5 protein-coding genes and 1 pseudogene are annotated in these 17121 nt (G+C 39.3%); all 6 read left to right on the plus strand.

Translation table 11 applies throughout. From position 1 onward, the window contains the following. Positions 1-1256 precede the first annotated feature (1256 nt). The 6 genes and pseudogenes from VB797_RS08040 (at position 1257) to VB797_RS08070 (ending at position 17112) form a co-directional block, all read left to right on the plus strand. A pseudogene (locus VB797_RS08040) lies at positions 1257-8116 on the plus strand (SDR family NAD(P)-dependent oxidoreductase). Positions 8117-8206: 90 nt separating this feature from the next. Then, positions 8207-10972: a PfaB family protein gene (locus tag VB797_RS08050; RefSeq protein WP_323237157.1), complete on the plus strand. Its 2766-nt coding sequence runs from the start codon at positions 8207-8209 to the stop codon at positions 10970-10972. 172 nt (positions 10973-11144) lie between these two features. Next, the gene (locus VB797_RS08055; protein WP_323237158.1) at positions 11145-12755 is read left to right on the plus strand and encodes a PfaD family polyunsaturated fatty acid/polyketide biosynthesis protein; all 1611 of its coding nucleotides are present in this window, start codon (positions 11145-11147) and stop codon (positions 12753-12755) included. Between the two features lie 138 nt (positions 12756-12893). After that, positions 12894-14387, plus strand: coding sequence for a thioester reductase domain-containing protein (locus VB797_RS08060; protein WP_323237235.1), 1494 nt, complete (start codon positions 12894-12896; stop codon positions 14385-14387). A gap of 232 nt (positions 14388-14619) precedes the next feature. After that, positions 14620-15801: a glycosyltransferase family 2 protein gene (locus VB797_RS08065; RefSeq protein ID WP_323237159.1), complete on the plus strand. Its 1182-nt coding sequence runs from the start codon at positions 14620-14622 to the stop codon at positions 15799-15801. Positions 15802-15888: 87 nt separating this feature from the next. After that, positions 15889-17112: an ABC exporter membrane fusion protein gene (locus VB797_RS08070; RefSeq protein WP_323237160.1), complete on the plus strand. Its 1224-nt coding sequence runs from the start codon at positions 15889-15891 to the stop codon at positions 17110-17112. Positions 17113-17121 lie beyond the last annotated feature (9 nt).

Raw genomic sequence — 17121 nt, forward strand, 5'->3', positions numbered from 1 at the left:
CAGTATTGTTGTATGCTTATTGCTGTGTTAAAGTTTTTTTTCAATCAACTTACGATTTTAAAAGTTATAATTACGCAACGATTGGACTATCTAAGACAATCCTTTATTTGTCTATTTAACTTAATTTATGTATTTTACTTTTTACATTATCTATCTAAATATATGACTTCCTTTTTAGGCAGTACATATAGTGGTGAGTAGATTTACATAAAATACTTGTTGCTCGATCTTTCAACTTATAAAACTATAATTAATTACAACCTTTCTGTATCGTATCTAACAAATTAGATTATTTTTTTCCTTTAATAAAACAATATTTGATTCGGAATATTTACTCAAATAAAATTAGTAAGTAAGTGAACAAAAATATTTACCGTCATTACGAGCGAAGCGAAGTAATCCCAGCCCTTGCGTTAGCGGAGCGTGTCCGATAGGACATATGCTTCGTTACGCTTCGCTGCACTCGCAATGACATTGTGTAATTAATTATGTTTAACTACTTAATTGCAATTGCAAATATTGATTTAGATGGCGAAACCATATCTTCTCGCACAACTTTCATGCATTTGAAATCCCAGAAAAAAATTAATTACTTTTAGTATACACATGAAATTATTACAAACAAGCTATTTGCTTGATTAGACTTATATTAATCTTCTACTTAAGTAAATAGAGTTAAATATATTGCTTAAAAAAATATTTCATATCTAATTAATTGACAATAATTCTAAAATATATAGTTTCAAAAAGCTCGCTATGTCAGAGTTGAATCGGGTTTGAGGTTATAACAAAGCATCAAACTTTTAAATAATCTCCGATCGATGTCTAACATTTTATACATAAATAATTAATATTAATATTTATCAAGTTTCCTTTTCAAAATTTGGTTTAGACATTTAGACAGTGGTATTGGTCAATAAATTATTTGAAAAACTGTTTTTATTTTATTTTATTTTTTGATTGATAGAAAACTAGATTAAGTAAATCTGTCGTAGGTCTGATATTTCACTTAAATTTATTACCTAAGAGATAGCACAAATATGCTACCTCAACTCAACTACTGTGAAAAAGCGACTTGAATTCATTGTATTATCGTTTTATTACTAGAGTCAGCAAGCAAACTAATATATCTCACATAGAAAGTCAGCAGAAATAACTATATAAAGTTATTGTCTGCTCTATCCCAAATGCGCCGATAACAAGTTTTTCACAGTTTCATATTCATATTGTACGGTATTGAATTTTCTTCATGCCAGATGCTAATTAATAAATTTAGTGCTGCTTTAACTCAGTTTCATCAGGAAATTAACAATTGCGAACAAGTGCTACTAGAGCTAATAAAGGTAAAGAAAATGACCTCCGATAACTCTGTAAAAATTAGTCAAACTAATACACAATTGCAACAAACTCCGATCGCGATTATTGGGATGGGTTCGCTGTTTCCCCAAGCAAAGAATTTACAGGAATATTGGGAAAAAATCATTACTGGTACAGACTGTATTACTGATGTTCCCCCGTCGCGGTGGAGTGTTGAGGATTATTACGACCCGGACCCGAAAGCACCTGATAAAACTTACTGTAAACGAGGTGGTTTTATTCCCGACATTGACTTTAACCCGATGGAATTTGGTTTACCTCCAAATCAGTTGGAAGTTACAGATATTTCGCAGTTGCTGGCTTTGGTTGTTGCCAAACAAGCGCTGATTGATGCGGGTTACGACTCCGATAGTGGATTTAATCATGAATCTACCGGGGTAATTTTAGGGGTAGCATTAGCAAGACAGTTGACAATGCCTTTAGCTGCGAGGTTACAGTATCCTATTTGGGAGAAAGTTCTTAAAAGCAAAGGTTTATCTGACGAAGATATACAAAATATTATTGAAAATATTAAAAGCGCTTATATCGATTGGGATACCAATGCTTTCCCAGGGATGTTAGCGAATGTTGTTGCGGGAAGAATTGCTAACCGCTTTGATTTAGGAGCAACGAATTGCGTTGTTGATGCAGCTTGTGCAAGTTCGTTGAGCGCATTGTCGATGGCAATTAGCGAATTGGTTAACCATCGCGCCGATATGATGATTACGGGTGGAGTTGACACCGATAACTCGATTCTTGCCTATATGTGTTTTAGCAAGACTCCAGCTGTCTCACCTTCGGAGAATGTTAAACCGTTTGATGCTGACTCAGATGGAATGATGCTGGGTGAAGGTATCGGGATGCTGGTACTCAAACGTTTAGAAGATGCCGAACGCGATCGCGATCGAATCTACGCGGTAATTAAAGGTGTGGGAACTTCCAGCGATGGAAGACACAAAAGCATTTACGCACCTCGTGCTGAGGGTCAGATGAAAGCCTTGGAACGTGCTTATAAACAGGCTGGATTTACACCGCAAACCGTTGGTTTAATTGAAGCACACGGTACGGGAACAATGGCAGGAGACCCGGCAGAATTTGCCGCGTTGAAAGCTGTATTTAGTCAGGATAATCAGACGCAATCTATCGCTCTTGGCAGCGTTAAATCTCAGATTGGACATACCAAAGCCGCAGCTGGAGCCGCAAGTTTGATTAAAACAGCTTTGGCTTTACACCACAAGGTTTTACCACCAACAATCAACGTTACCAAACCAAATCCCAAATTAGAAATTGAGTCATCACCGTTTTATTTAAATACACAAACTCGTCCTTGGTTGCAGGTGGGAGAAACACCCCGACGTGCTGGTGTCAGTTCCTTTGGTTTTGGAGGAACAAATTATCATGTTGTGTTGGAAGAATACTGCAATCAAAAACAGCAATTTCGCATCCACCGCACTGCTCAGGAGCTAATACTCTGTGCATCTTCTCCCGAACAGTTGTTAGCGAAATGTGAATCGGTACTAGTTGAGTTAGAATCGGATGCAGCTTCAGAATCTTACCGCGAATTAGTTAATCAAAGTAAATCCTTAGAAATTCCCCTAACAAACGCAAGATTGGGATTTGTCGCTGACTCCGTAGCTGAAACAGTCAAAAAACTGCGGGTATGCATAAATTGGTTCAAAAAGCAACCACAAGCAGAAAATTGGCAGCTTCCGCAAGGGGTATATTACCGCAAGACTGGAATGCAATTGCAGGGTAAAGTAGTAGCTTTATTTTCCGGTCAAGGTTCGCAATACTTGGAAATGGGACGGGAATTAGCGATGAATTTCCCTCTAATCCAGCAAACTTATAATCAAGTTGATAATTTATTTTGCGAAGCCGGTTTATCCCCGATTTCCGAGAAAGTATTTCCCGCACCCGTATTTGAACCCGCACAAAAACAGCAACAAGCACAAGCTTTACAGCAAACTGAAATATCTCAAAGTGCGATTGGTGCATTTAGTGTCGGGGTATATAAATTATTGCAACAGGCTGGATTTAAACCGGATATTGTAGCCGGACATAGTTTTGGAGAACTGACAGCATTATGGGCTGCGGAAGTGTTGAGCGATCGCGATTATTTCTACTTGGTAAAAGCGCGGGGACAAGCGATGGCAAAACCTGCCGATTCTCACCAAGATACGGGAGGGATGCTTGCAGTTAAAGGTGATGTAGCAGAAGTTAAAACAGTAGTTGCGGAGTTTCCTGAAGTTAAAATTGCTAACTGTAACTCTCCTAACCAAATAGTTTTAGCGGGTGCGATCGATAAAATTGCTCGGATAAAGCAGGTTTTGACAGATCAAGGCTTTTCGACGATTAATTTACCCGTTTCTGGCGCTTTTCATACACCGTTGATTAGTTATGCTCAAAAACCCTTTGCTCAAGCGGTTAATGAGGTGACTTTCAATACTCCCAAAATCCCGATTTATACTAATACCACCGCCGAACTTTATCCTCAAAAACCTGAGTCTATTAGAAAAAATCTGCAAGCGCATATCAGTCAGTCAGTACTGTTTGAGCAAGAAATTGAAAACATCTATAACAAAGGTGGTTATTGCTTTGTGGAATTTGGACCTCGAAGTATTTTAACCAACTTAGTAGATGAAATTTTAGGCTCGCGTCCGCACATGGCGATCGCACTTAATGGTAGTCGTCAAAAAGATAGCGATACCCAACTCCGAGAAGCTGTAATCCAGTTGCGCGTTGCTGGTTTACCGTTGGCTAATCTTGACCCCCATCAGTTGGAATTGAAGTCTCCACAAGCTAAAAGCAGCCAGTTAAATGTATCTTTGGGTAGCTTTAATTACGTGTCCGAAAAAACCAAAGCGGTATTTACGCAAGCTTTAGCAAATGGGCATGGGGAACATTTAGTTACAGCGAATGGCAATGGACATTCTCAAAACGGTAAAAGCTCGCAAAATGGGAATGGACATTTAGTTACAGCGAATACGGTGCTATTAAATGGTAATGGCAACGGTAACGGTAACGGACATAAGCTGATACAAGAATCATCAGTAGAACAAGCGTCTCCGATGAACGGATCTGTCGCGACAATAAATAAATCTGAGCCATATCGCAATGGTTATGTTGTTGAATCTGAACTGATTGCTTCCATAGAATCTACTCTCGAACAGTTTAGCCAGACTCAAAGTCAAACTTTGGAAGTTCACGGACAGTATTTAGATAATCAGCGGGAATACGCACAATCCTTTTTCCAACTGATGCAGCAGCAAAATGCTTTATTTTCTCATCTTGCTCAGTCGGAAGAAAAGCAACCTGTAGAACAAATCATTGAAAGTGCCGAACGCAGCATGATGCGGGTTCACGACCATCAAGCAGATACCCTGCACCTCCACAAACAGTATTTGCGATCGCAGGTGGAATCCACACAAAACTTTTTTAAGTTAACTCAGCAAGGTTATTCGCATCTGTTACAAGGAGAAGAGTTAACAAAAATACAGCCAGAGGTGAAGTTTAGCAGTAAAAGCACTGGGATGAATACAGTAGAAAAGTTTTCAGCTAAACCTGTCACCGTTGCTGTAGAAGTCAATGGTCATGAGTCGATAATTAAAGACAGCGGAGTTGCAAATAAAACCAGGATTGAAAATCAGCCGCAAAAAGTTTTAGAGATAGACATCGAAACTTTAAGCAAAACCTTACTTGCGGTAGTCAGCGATAAAACTGGTTATCCGGTGGAAATGCTTGAACTAGACATGGATATCGAAGCAGATTTGGGGATTGATTCGATCAAACGAGTGGAAATAATCGGTGCATTACAAGAACAATTACCCGCTTTACCGCAGCCGAATTTAGAGGAAATGGCAGAAGTAGAACTGCGTACCATCGGTCAAATCGTCGATTATATGCAGGTGAAGCAAGGGGGAATACAGAGGGAAGAAAAGATTGAAACACTTCTGGTAAATAAAACTGAGATTGAGGATGCGGAATCGGTAATTGATAACGAAACCTTGAGTCAAAATTTGCTGATGGTGGTGAGCGATAAAACTGGTTATCCAGCAGAAATGCTCGAACTAGAAATGGATATCGAAGCAGATTTAGGGATTGACTCAATTAAACGGGTGGAAATAATTGGTGCATTACAAGAACAATTACCCGCTTTACCGCAACCGAATTTAGAGGAAATGGCAGAAATTGAACTGCGAACCCTCGCACAAATTGTGGATTATATGCAGTCTCTGACAACAGAAACCGAAAAAAAAAAGTCGTTTTTAGTAGTTGATGACAAGCAACCCCAACCAAAGCACAACATTCACAGAGTAAAAGTAAAGCAACAGTTTCTACCTCCCCCCGATCGATTGGATTTCGACTTACCTCCAGGGAATATCTGTTTATTGACTGATGATGGTTCTCAACTTACTTGTGAAGTCGCTCAAAATCTGAAAAATAAAGGTTGGTCAGTTGTAGTTATTAGCTTGAATCAATCCACGAAATCATCATTACCAGCGGGTATTGAGCAAGTAATACTCGAAGATGGTAGCGATGAACAAATACAGTCACAATTGACAGCGATTAAAGCCAAATACGGAGATATTGCCGCATTTGTGCATTTACATCCCCAAGATCGAGCAGAAACAATTATCAAGCAGGTATTTTTCCTTGCCAAACATCTTAAAACATCCCTAACACAAGCAGCGAAATTAGGACGTAGTTGCTTCGTAACGGTGACTCAACTTGATGGTGAATTAGGTTGTTCCGGTAAAAATGAATTTAGTGCAATTGCAGGTGGATTATACGGATTAACCAAATCCTTACGGTGGGAATGGCAATCAGTTTTTTGTAGAGCCATTGATTTAAGTCCCGATTTAGATATTACCACTGCAACACAACATATTCTTGCCGAACTACACGACCCAAATCGTTTAATTTCCGAAGTTGGATATAGTTCCAGAGGAAGGATGACAGTTGTCAGTGAACAGTGAGCAGTGAGCAGTTAAGAGTGTTACCTTATCCCCTTGTCCCCCCATCCCCCCATCCCTCATTCCCTATTAATGTGATGATTAATCAAAATTCTGTATGTCTTATAACTGGTGGTGGTAAAGGAATCACTGCTAAGTCGGCTATCAAGATCGCTCAAGAGTATAAATGTAAGTTTGTTTTATTGGGGCGATCGCCTTTGTCAAATACTCCAGAACCTGCTTGGGTGAATGATTGTAGCTCGGAGGTGGAGTTGAAGCGGCGGATTTTGGAACGGCTTGTGGCTGATGGTGAAAAACCTACACCGATCGTGGTACAGCGAGAGTATCAAACTATTGCGACAAGACGCGAGATTGAGCAAACCCTTGCAGCGATCGCACAAGCGGGGGGGAAAGCAGAATACCTCAGCGTTGATGTCACTGTGGAAGATGTATTGCAACAGAAATTAGCCGAAGTTCAACAACGTTTGGGTAAAATAACTGCGATCGTTCATGGTGCTGGTAATTTAGCCGATAAACCGATTGAAAAGAAAACGGAATCTGATTTCGATCGGGTTTACAATCCGAAAGTTAAGGGGTTGACTAATTTACTAAAATGTGTACCACCGAGTCAGCTAGATTCTTTGGTTTTGTTTTCTTCGGTGGTGGGATTTTATGGAAATGCGGGACAAACGGATTACTCAATTGCTAACGAAACGCTGAATAAAACAGCTTATTTAATTAAACAACAATATCCCGATTGTCATGTAGTGGCTATCAATTGGGGTCCTTGGGATAGTGGAATGGTAAGTCCAGAATTAAAGCGAGCATTTGCTCAACGCAACATTGAGACGATTCCGGTGGAAGTTGGAACGCAAATGTTAATAGAAGAATTAGCTGCTGAAGATACACAGATAATCATTGGTTCTCCTTTAACACCTTCCCCGGTTGCTTTAGACTCAGAATTAAAAAACTACCGGATTCGTCGCTGCTTAAAATTAACTGACAATCCATTTTTACAAGACCACGTAATCGCAGGTTATCCGGTACTTCCCGCTACTTGTGCAATTAATTGGATTGCCAATACTTGCGAACAACTTTATCCAGGATACAAATTTTTTAGTGTTCAAAACTATAAAGTTTTAAAAGGAATTATATTTGATGATAGCTTAGCAACAGAATATATTTTAGATTTAGAAGAAATTTCTAAAAACAATGGTAATGAAGTTGTTTTAGATGCCAAAATATCAAGTAAAAATAAACAAGGTAAAACCCGCTATCACTTCAGCGAGGAAATCATACTTAAACAGCAAATTAATCATGCTCCTCTCTACAATTTATTTGATTTAACAGTAGATAATAACAGCTTTACCTCCCGCGAAGAGATATATCAAAAAGGAGGAGCCAGCTTATTTCATGGTACGGCTTTTCAAGGAATAGAAAAAGTTTTAAATATCAGTCCAGAAAAAATTACTATCCAGTGCAATTTAGCAACCGTAGAGCTTGAGAAACAAGGACAATTCCCCGTTCAAGCCTTCAATCCTTATATAGTTGACGTACAGATTCATTCACTATGGCTTTGGGTACAGCACTTTCATCAATGTGGCTGTTTACCATCAGGAATTATGACTTACGAGCAATTTGCTTGTATTCCCTTCTCAGAAACATTTTATATTTCTTGCGAAATCAACAGCAAAACAGAAACAGCAGCAGTAGCTCAAATTATCGCTCACGATCGCCAAGGAAAAATATACACCAGAATCCAACAAGCTAAAGGAACAATATTACCCATAAAACTAGCTAAACAGTGAACAATGAACAGTGAGCAGTGAACAGTTTAAAATTATTTATCCTCATTACCTTTGACCTTTCTTCTTTCGTCTGCGGTTAATTAAAAAACTATGGAAAAAACTATAAACAATCCAAACCTCAAACTAGCCATAATTGGTATGGATATAAATTGGGGTTCATCGGTCGGACTAGATGCATTTGAACGCATTATTTATGAAGTAAAAGAAAATATTTCCTCTCCAGTCAACTTAAAAATAACTCAGGTAGTTGATAACGCTCTCCAAGATACCAACTTAGAACCATCAAAAATTGCTGTAATTATTGCCACTGATGAAGATGAAACAGCGAGAATTTCGCAAACAGAACTTAATAAAAATTACTTCATTACTACAACAGAAAAAACTGTAATTAAGGCGATAAAAACAGCGCAAAAATTGCTCGTAAAACAAGTAGAAGCTGTAATTATTGTTGTTAATACTTTACAAATTGCCGGTGCATTAGTCTTAATTGATGCTGATGCTCAGAAAAACCAGCAACGTATCTACGCAACAATTGATGCGTTAACTCTTGCTCAAAGTCCTGCTTCAATACAAACAATAACTCAAACTTGTCAGCAGGCTTTTAATATTGCTGGAATTAAACCCGAAGACATTAGTTATTTAGAAAGCAGCAGTATTTTAGAACCGAATCAGTTAGAAATTAAAGGTTTAGTAGCAGCTTATCAAACCGCGACAGAATTAAGTTGTGCAATAGGTAGCGTTACGAACATCGGTAATGCTGCCGCTTTAGAAATTGCCAGCATCATCAAAACAGCTTTATGCCTTTACTATTGCTATATCCCCGCCGTTCCGCAATGGTCAAGCCCGAAAAATCCCGAACTATGGCAAGGTAGCCCTTTTTATGTAGATACTCAGTCAAAACCCTGGTTTTTAGCAGCAGAAGCTCATCAAAGAATTGCCGCGATCGATATTAATCACAATGAAACATCGGCTCATTTAATTTTATCCTCAGCACCAGAGCAAGAACGTGACAGCAGATATTTAACCAAAATTCCCTATTATTTATTTCCCTTAGCTGCTGATGAACCTGGTGAATTATTAGAACAAATTGAAGCTTTAGAAAAAATAATATCAGATGATTCCTTAGCAACTACCGCAGCACAAACCTTTGAAACCTATCAAAAACGACAAAATGCGACTTATGCTGTAGCCATTCTCGGACGCAACCCCAAGGAATTGCAACGCGAAATACAACGCGCTTTTGAAGGTGTTAAAAATGCTGTATTAACTGGGGGAGAATGGAAAACTCCTGTAGGTAGTTATTTTACAGCTAATCCTTTAGGTAAAAAAGGTAAAGTTGCCTTTGTATATCCAGGTGCTTACAGTTCTTATGTCGGAATCGCTCGGAATCTATTTCGCTTGTTTCCTAAAATTTGGGATTCTCCGATTATTCAAAGCGTTTATAGTCGCGTCGCTAGTATTGACAAATTTCTCTATCCCCGCAGCTTGAAAGCTTTCACGAAAAGACAATTAGAAGCATTAGAACAGCAGTTAATCGATAATCCGCTTTCAATGCTGGAATCGGAAGTAGGGATTGCAGGATTGATCGGTGTTGTACTCAGAGATTATTTTAAACTGCGACCTGACTGTTGCTTTGGTTACAGCGTCGGGGAAACTACAATGGCGATCGCGCAAGGAATTTGGACTGATTTTAACCCAATTAGCAGCGGTTTAAATTCCTCGCAACTCTTCACCACAAGATTGTCGGGTGATAAAAATGCGGTGCGAGAATACTGGGGATTGAAAGACGAAATCAAAGGCGAATTTTGGCGTAATTACGTCTTAATGGCGGAAATTTCCCAAGTTAGAGCAGCAATTAAAAACGAAGAGAAAGTTTATTTAACTCAGATTAATACACCCAAAGAAGTTGTCATAGCTGGAGATACAGCAGCTTGTCAAAGAGTAATTAAAGCGATCGGTTGTAATGCAATTCCCGCACCCTTCAACCATGCGATCCACTGTGAAGCAATGGCTTCTGAATACGATGAATTTGTGAAACTGCATACCCTACCGATTAAAAACAAACCTCAGATCGATTTTTATTCAGCTTCAGAGTACGGACTGCTTAACCTTGATAGTAAGGCTATGGGTCATAGTATTGCCAAAGTTTTGTGTCAGCAATTTGATTTTCCCCGCATCGTCAACCGTCTTTATGCAGATGGAGCGAAAATTTTTGTCGAAGTAGGGGCTGGAAACGCTTGTTCGCGCTGGATTGGAGAAAATCTTCAGGGACGCGAACACACCACAGTATTTTTAAATCGTCGGGGAGTAGATGAACATACCACCTTACTTAGAGGTTTAGCTCAACTTTTCTCTCATCGAGTTCAGATAGATTTATCACCGCTGTATAACTTAAATTCTTCTAGTTTGAATTCTCCCCAAATAGAAGTACAAAAAATTCCACAACCTGTAACTAAGTGCGATCGAGAGCGAGAAATAATAACTTTGTCTCCATATTATTGGGGTAATTTTACTACACAAGAGTTACAAACATCGGCAAAATTAAACTACGAAAATATCGAATTCATCAAACTGGCAAATTATCCAGAAACAGACTTAATGAATACAGATAGTAAATATCCCATCTCATCATTAATCAAGAAACAAGTAAATTCTAATTTAACCAACAATAAATTAACTGGATTTTTACAGAATCATGCCAAAAAAATCGCTGAAACTAATCAGCAATCCAGTGAAGCCCATTCGACGTTTTTACAAACTAGAAAAAAATCATTCGGACAGATGGTGAAATTGGTTGAGCTTCAGCTATCTGTTTTTGAAAAGGAACACAGAACAGGGAAAACTGAGGAGAAATGAGAAGACAAAGATTATTTTTGTGAGGGAGTAGGGAGTAGGAAGTAGGGAAAAAAGAAATTATATCGGTAATCTTGGAGCGTGATGGGAGTAACTATTAATTCCCAATCCAAAATCTAATCCAAAATTTAAAACTTGTGCTGAGCTTGCCGAAGTATCTAAAATCTAAAATCAAATGACTACCATCAACACAGCCCCAGAAAAAAACGGTCGCGATCGCAAATTAATCAACTTAATTACAAATAATCAAGATATTGCTTTTGATGAAACAGGAATTAAATCCAAATTATTAACTTTAAATCAACCTTGTTACGTTGTTAGAGTCAATGAGAAAATCGGATTTACTCATCATTTTGTTGCTTCGGAGCAGGTATTACTGATGGCATTACCACCCCTAACGCTGCAACAATTAGGAGACCGAAATTTTCTCGAATTCCATAATGTCAAATATGCTTATACCGCAGGTGCAATGGCTGGTGGTATTGCTTCAGAAGAGTTTGTCATTGCTTGCGGAAAAGCCGGAATTCTTAGTTCCTTTGGATCTGGAGGTTTGAGTCGGGAACGTATCGAAGCTGCAATCAAGACTATTCAGCAAGCTTTACCCCAAGGACCCTACGCTTTCAATCTGCTCCATAGTCCCAGCGAACCAGCGATGGAACGGGGTGCGGTTGACTTGTACTTGCAATATCAAGTAAAAACTGTCGAAGCCTCCGCTTTTCTCGATATTACGCCGAATATCGTCTACTACCGTGCTGCCGGATTAAGTCTTAATAGCAATAATCAAATTGAAATAAACAACAAAGTTATCGCTAAAGTTTCTCGGCGAGAAGTAGCCAGTAAATTCCTCGCTCCTGCACCGCTGAAAATGCTTCAGGAACTGGTCAAGCAAGGCTTAATTACCGAGCTACAGGCTACCTTAGCTCAAAAAGTTCCTATCGCCGACGATATTACCGTTGAAGCTGATTCTGGCGGACATACAGACAATCGCCCTTTAGTTTGTTTGTTGCCTTCCATACTCGAACTACGCGATGAAATTCAGCAACAATACGGTTACATTAACCCCGTGCGAATTGGTGTAGCAGGAGGTATAGCCACCCCACAATCGGCATTAGCAGCTTTTATGATGGGTGCTGCTTACATAGTCACAGGTTCGATCAATCAATCCTGTGTAGAAGCCGGAACCTGCGAACATACAAAAAAACTGCTAGCACAAGCCGAAATGGCAGACGTAATCATGGCACCAGCAGCCGATATGTTTGAAATGGGAGTGAAATTGCAGGTACTAAAACGCGGCACGCTTTTCGGAATGCGAGCTCAATTATTATCTGACATTTACCAACGTTACGAATCGATTGAAGATATCCCCGTTGCAGAAAGAGAAAAGTTAGAAAAGCAAATTTTTCGCCAAAGCTTAGATGCAATTTGGGCAAGTACTCAGACATATTTAGCACAACGCAATCCCCAGAAATTGGAAAGGGCTGTTAAAAATGCCAAATTCAAAATGGCATTAATATTCCGCTGGTACCTCGGCTTATCCTCTCGCTGGTCAAACTCAGGGGAACAAGGGCGAGAAACCGACTATCAAATTTGGTGCGGCCCCGCGATGGGTGCTTTCAACAATTGGGTAAAAAACACTCATCTCGCCCAACCGGAAAACAGGCACGTAGTTGATATTGCTGATCGCATCCTCACCGGAGCCGCATATTTATACCGACTACAAAACTTGAAAATGCAAGGGCTAGAATTACCCGCACGTTTGTCTCAGTATCACCCAGATTTGCAGTGATGGGGAGAAGGGGGGATGGGGAGAGGGGGAGATAGGGAGATGGGGAGACAAGGAGATGGGGAGACAAGGGAACAGAATAAATTTAAATTACCAATCCCCAATTACCAATTACCAATTACCAATTACCAATTACTAATTATGCCTTTAAACGCTCAAGATATTCAAAGTTGGATGGTTTCTCAGTTAGCAGAACAGTTAAATATTGAAGCGGATGAAATTGATATTCAGGAACCTTTAGATACTTACGGTTTAGATTCAGCAAACGCGATGATTTTGGCTAGTAAAGCTGAAAAGTTATTAGGATTTGAATTACCTCTTAATTTGTTATGGCTTTATCCTAATGTCGAAGGACTTTCGCAACGTTTAGCAGAAGAGATAATCGAATCGCAACAAGAAACCGGACATCAAAAATTAAAAGTAACAGAATTCAAATTAGATTTAGGTGCTGAGGTAATTCTTGACCCAAGTATAGAGCCTTTGAAAGTACCTTTTGAGCCTAAAGATGAGCCGGAAAGTATTTTATTAACCGGGGGAACGGGCTTTTTAGGAGCTTTTTTAATTCAAGAAATTTTACATCAAAGTAAAGCCGATATCTATTGTTTGGTAAGAGCAAATGATGCCGAATCTGGAAAAAATCGCTTACTACAAAACTTGCAGCGTTATGAAATTTGGCAGGAAAAATATGGTTCGAGAATTATTCCGGTTATCGGCGATTTATCTCAGCCATTTTTAAATCTTTCTGAGGAAAAATATAATTTATTAGCGACCAAAATTGATACTATTTATCATGGCGCTGCTTTACTTAACTATGTTTATCCATATTCAGTAATGAAGGCTGCAAATGTTTTGGGAACTCAAGAGATTCTCAGATTAGCTTGCCAGGTCAAACGTAAACCCGTACATTATGTATCTAGCGTCGCCATATTTGAATCAACTGCTTATACAGGTAAAGTTGTTGAAGAACAAGATAATTTTGATGACCATGAAGGAATTTTCTTGGGTTATTCTCAGACAAAATGGGTCAGCGAAAAGTTAGTTAAAATAGCTGGTTCGCGAGGACTTCCTATAACTATTCATAGACCACCTTTAATTAGTGGACACAGTGAAACCGGAATTAGCAATACCGAAGATTTCGTTTGTTTAATGTTGAAAGGCTGCGTACAGATGAAAGCTTTTCCTAATATTAACTACTGGTTGGATATGTCTCCTGTTGATTATGTAAGCAAGGCAATTGTTTATTTATCTCAACAGCCTTCCTCAGTTTCTAAAGCCTTCCATTTACAGCATCCCCAACCAATTCACTTGAGTCAACTAGTTAACTGGATTTCCACATTAGGCTACGAAATCGAACAAATTCCCTACGAAGACTGGTTGAATAAATTACAAAGTAGCGCTTGTACTCCTGATAATCCGCTTTACACTTTAAAACCATTTTTACTTCAGCGTTGGACGGAAGAACAGTTAACTGCAACTGAAATATATACGCAAGAAAGAAGACCAAAAGAAATCAGTTGCAAACAAACCCTTAATGCACTCGCAGGTTCCGACATCATTTGTCCTCCTCTCGACCCGCAGCTATTTGGTAAATACTTATCCTACCTGTTGCAAAGCGGTTTCCTGAGCGCAGTGTAGGACAGTTACTATCTTCGTTTCGTGTAGTGCGAGCGTCTCGCTCGCTATCTACTCTAGCTACTAAAAATTACTGTTACACTTTGAATTGTGACAAACAATTGTGACAAACAATTTAACAGTTTAAGAACTAAAAAAGCAAAAATTAATGCATAAAATAGCGATTATAATTTTCTGTTTACTTGTAAGCTTGGCAATATTTTATGTATGCCTAACAATTGCTTTTGTATCCAAATTGAATCAATCTCAAAGGATACCGCAGAAAAAAGATTTAATTACGAATAAATTGCCATCGGCTGCGGTAATTCTTTGTTTACGTGGTGCAGACCCATTTTTACCTAAATGTTTGGAGGCACTGCTTAATCAAAACTATCCTAATTATCAGTTACAAATAGTAATAGATAGTGATGAAGATCCAGCTTGGAATATAGTTACTCAAACGGTAAATCAGGCAGCAGCAAAACACGTTAAAGTTAGCTCTTTGGTGGTTCCGCGTGCCACTTGTAGCCTTAAATGTAGTGCATTAGTGCAGGCTATCTCTAAGTTAGATAATAATTGCGAAGTGGTAGCGCTAGTAGATGCTGATACGGTTGTACATTCCAATTGGTTGCGTGAATTAATTAGTCCTTTAAGCGATCCTCAAGTTGGAGCCACAACAGGCAACCGTTGGTATCTGCCGCAAGGTAGATATTGGGGAGATGTAGTTAGATATATTTGGAATGTAGCTGCCGTAGTTCAGATGTACTTTTACCAGATTCCTTGGGGTGGAAGTTTAGCAATCAAAACAGAAGTTTTTCGTCAAACACAACTTTTAAAGAAGTGGGAACAAGCTTTTGGCGAAGACACAATGCTAAAGCAAATTTTGCAACAACAAGGGCTAAGAGTCGAGTTTGTACCTTCCATAATTATGGTAAATCGTGAAGAAAGCGATTTAAAAAGCTTTCTAAGTTGGGTTAAACGTCAATTGCTTAGCTCTCGACTTTATCACACCGCTTGGAATGCGATCGCCATTCATGGAATTCTAACTACGGTGCTTCCTACAATAGTGCTGATGTTTTTGCCAATCATGTGGTTGAATAAACAATGGTCTAATTTGGCTTATTTTGCTGGTGGATTAGCTATCTATATAGTTACCCAAATTCTGTGTTTGGTAATCTTAGAATATCAAGTACGAAGTATAGTTAAAGCCCGTGGCGAAACGCTACCATCAATTAATATAAGTACAATTTTCAAAGTCTTATTGGCACTTCCTCTGACTCAAATAGTTTATGCTTTAGCGCTAACTTCAGCAATGTTTATGCAACAAGTTCAATGGCGCGGTATTACCTATCAAATCAAAGGTCCGTGGGATATTAAATTAGTAAAATATCAACCATATACTTATGTCGAAAAACCTGTAGATATAGCATCTCTTTGAGTAAGGTTAATTTAATTTTAGATTTTGGATTGTCTTTCAAGAAGCTTACAGATTTTATTTTAATTATCATCATGGGACGAAATAGTCATGGTTCAAAAGGAAAGTCAGCCTTTAACTAAACCCCTCTCCCGGCGACTTATGTATGTACTAGTGGCTTTCGCTTTGAGCGGTGGGGCTGTCTTCTACACCTTGGTACAGCTTCGCTCTCATTCTCAACAACAAGCCGCATCTACTACACAACCAATCGAACCAGCTATTATTGGGGTTGCAGCTTTAGGACGATTGGAGCCACAAGGAGAAGTGATTCGTTTATCTGCACCAACTTCCACTGGAAGTAACAGAGTCACGCAGCTTTTAATCAAAGAAGGCGATCGCGTGCGTAAAGACCAAACAGTGGCGATTATGGAAAGTCACGACATTAGCCAAGCCGCTTTAAATAAAGCCAAAGTAGACGTTGAAGTTGCTTCATCCGAGTTAGCGCGAGTCAAAGCTGGTGCGAAAACCGGAGATATTCAGGCTCAAAAAGAAGCGATCGCTCGCTTGAGAGCCGAACTAGAAGGACAAATAGCCACTCAAAAAGCAACCATCGCTCGAATCACAGCCGAAGTTGGAAATGCCGAAATTGAAAATCAGCGCTATCAAGAACTTTACAAAGCCGGAGCAGTGGCTGCTTCCCAAGCCGATACCCGCCGCTTACGACTCGAAACCGCCCAACAACAACTTCAAGAAGCCAAAGAAACATTAAATCGAACTATCCAAACCACTAAAATTCAGTTAGACGAAGCCAAAGCAACCTTAAACAGCGTTACAGAAGTGCGTCCCGTCGATGTACAAGTAGCCCAAGCTCAATTAGAAAGTGCGATCGCTGTTGTCAAACAACGATTAGCTGATTACGAATTAACCTCTATTCGCTCTCCCATAGCCGGTCAAGTCCTCGAAGTCAACATCCGTCCGGGAGAAGCAGTTGGTAATCAAGGAATTGCCAACATCGGTAAAACAAACCAAATGTACGTCGTTGCTGAAGTCTACGAAACCGACATTCAAAAAGTGCGTATCGGTCAGCCCGCAGTCATTACCAGCGCTGCTTTCACCGGAAAACTACAAGGAACAGTCAGTCAAATCGGATTGCAGGTAGACAAGCAAGACGTTTTCGACGTTAACCCACAAGCAGACACAGACAGCAAAGTCGTTGACGTAAAAATCCGCCTCAAACCAGAAGACAGCAAAAAAGTCGCCGATTTAACAAACCTGCAAGTACAAGTATTAATTAAAACAGTGAACGGCGACCAGTTTTTAACTCCTAACTCCTAACTTTCGATC

This window comes from Rivularia sp. UHCC 0363 (assembly GCF_034931125.1).
Classification (GTDB): domain Bacteria; phylum Cyanobacteriota; class Cyanobacteriia; order Cyanobacteriales; family Nostocaceae; genus Rivularia.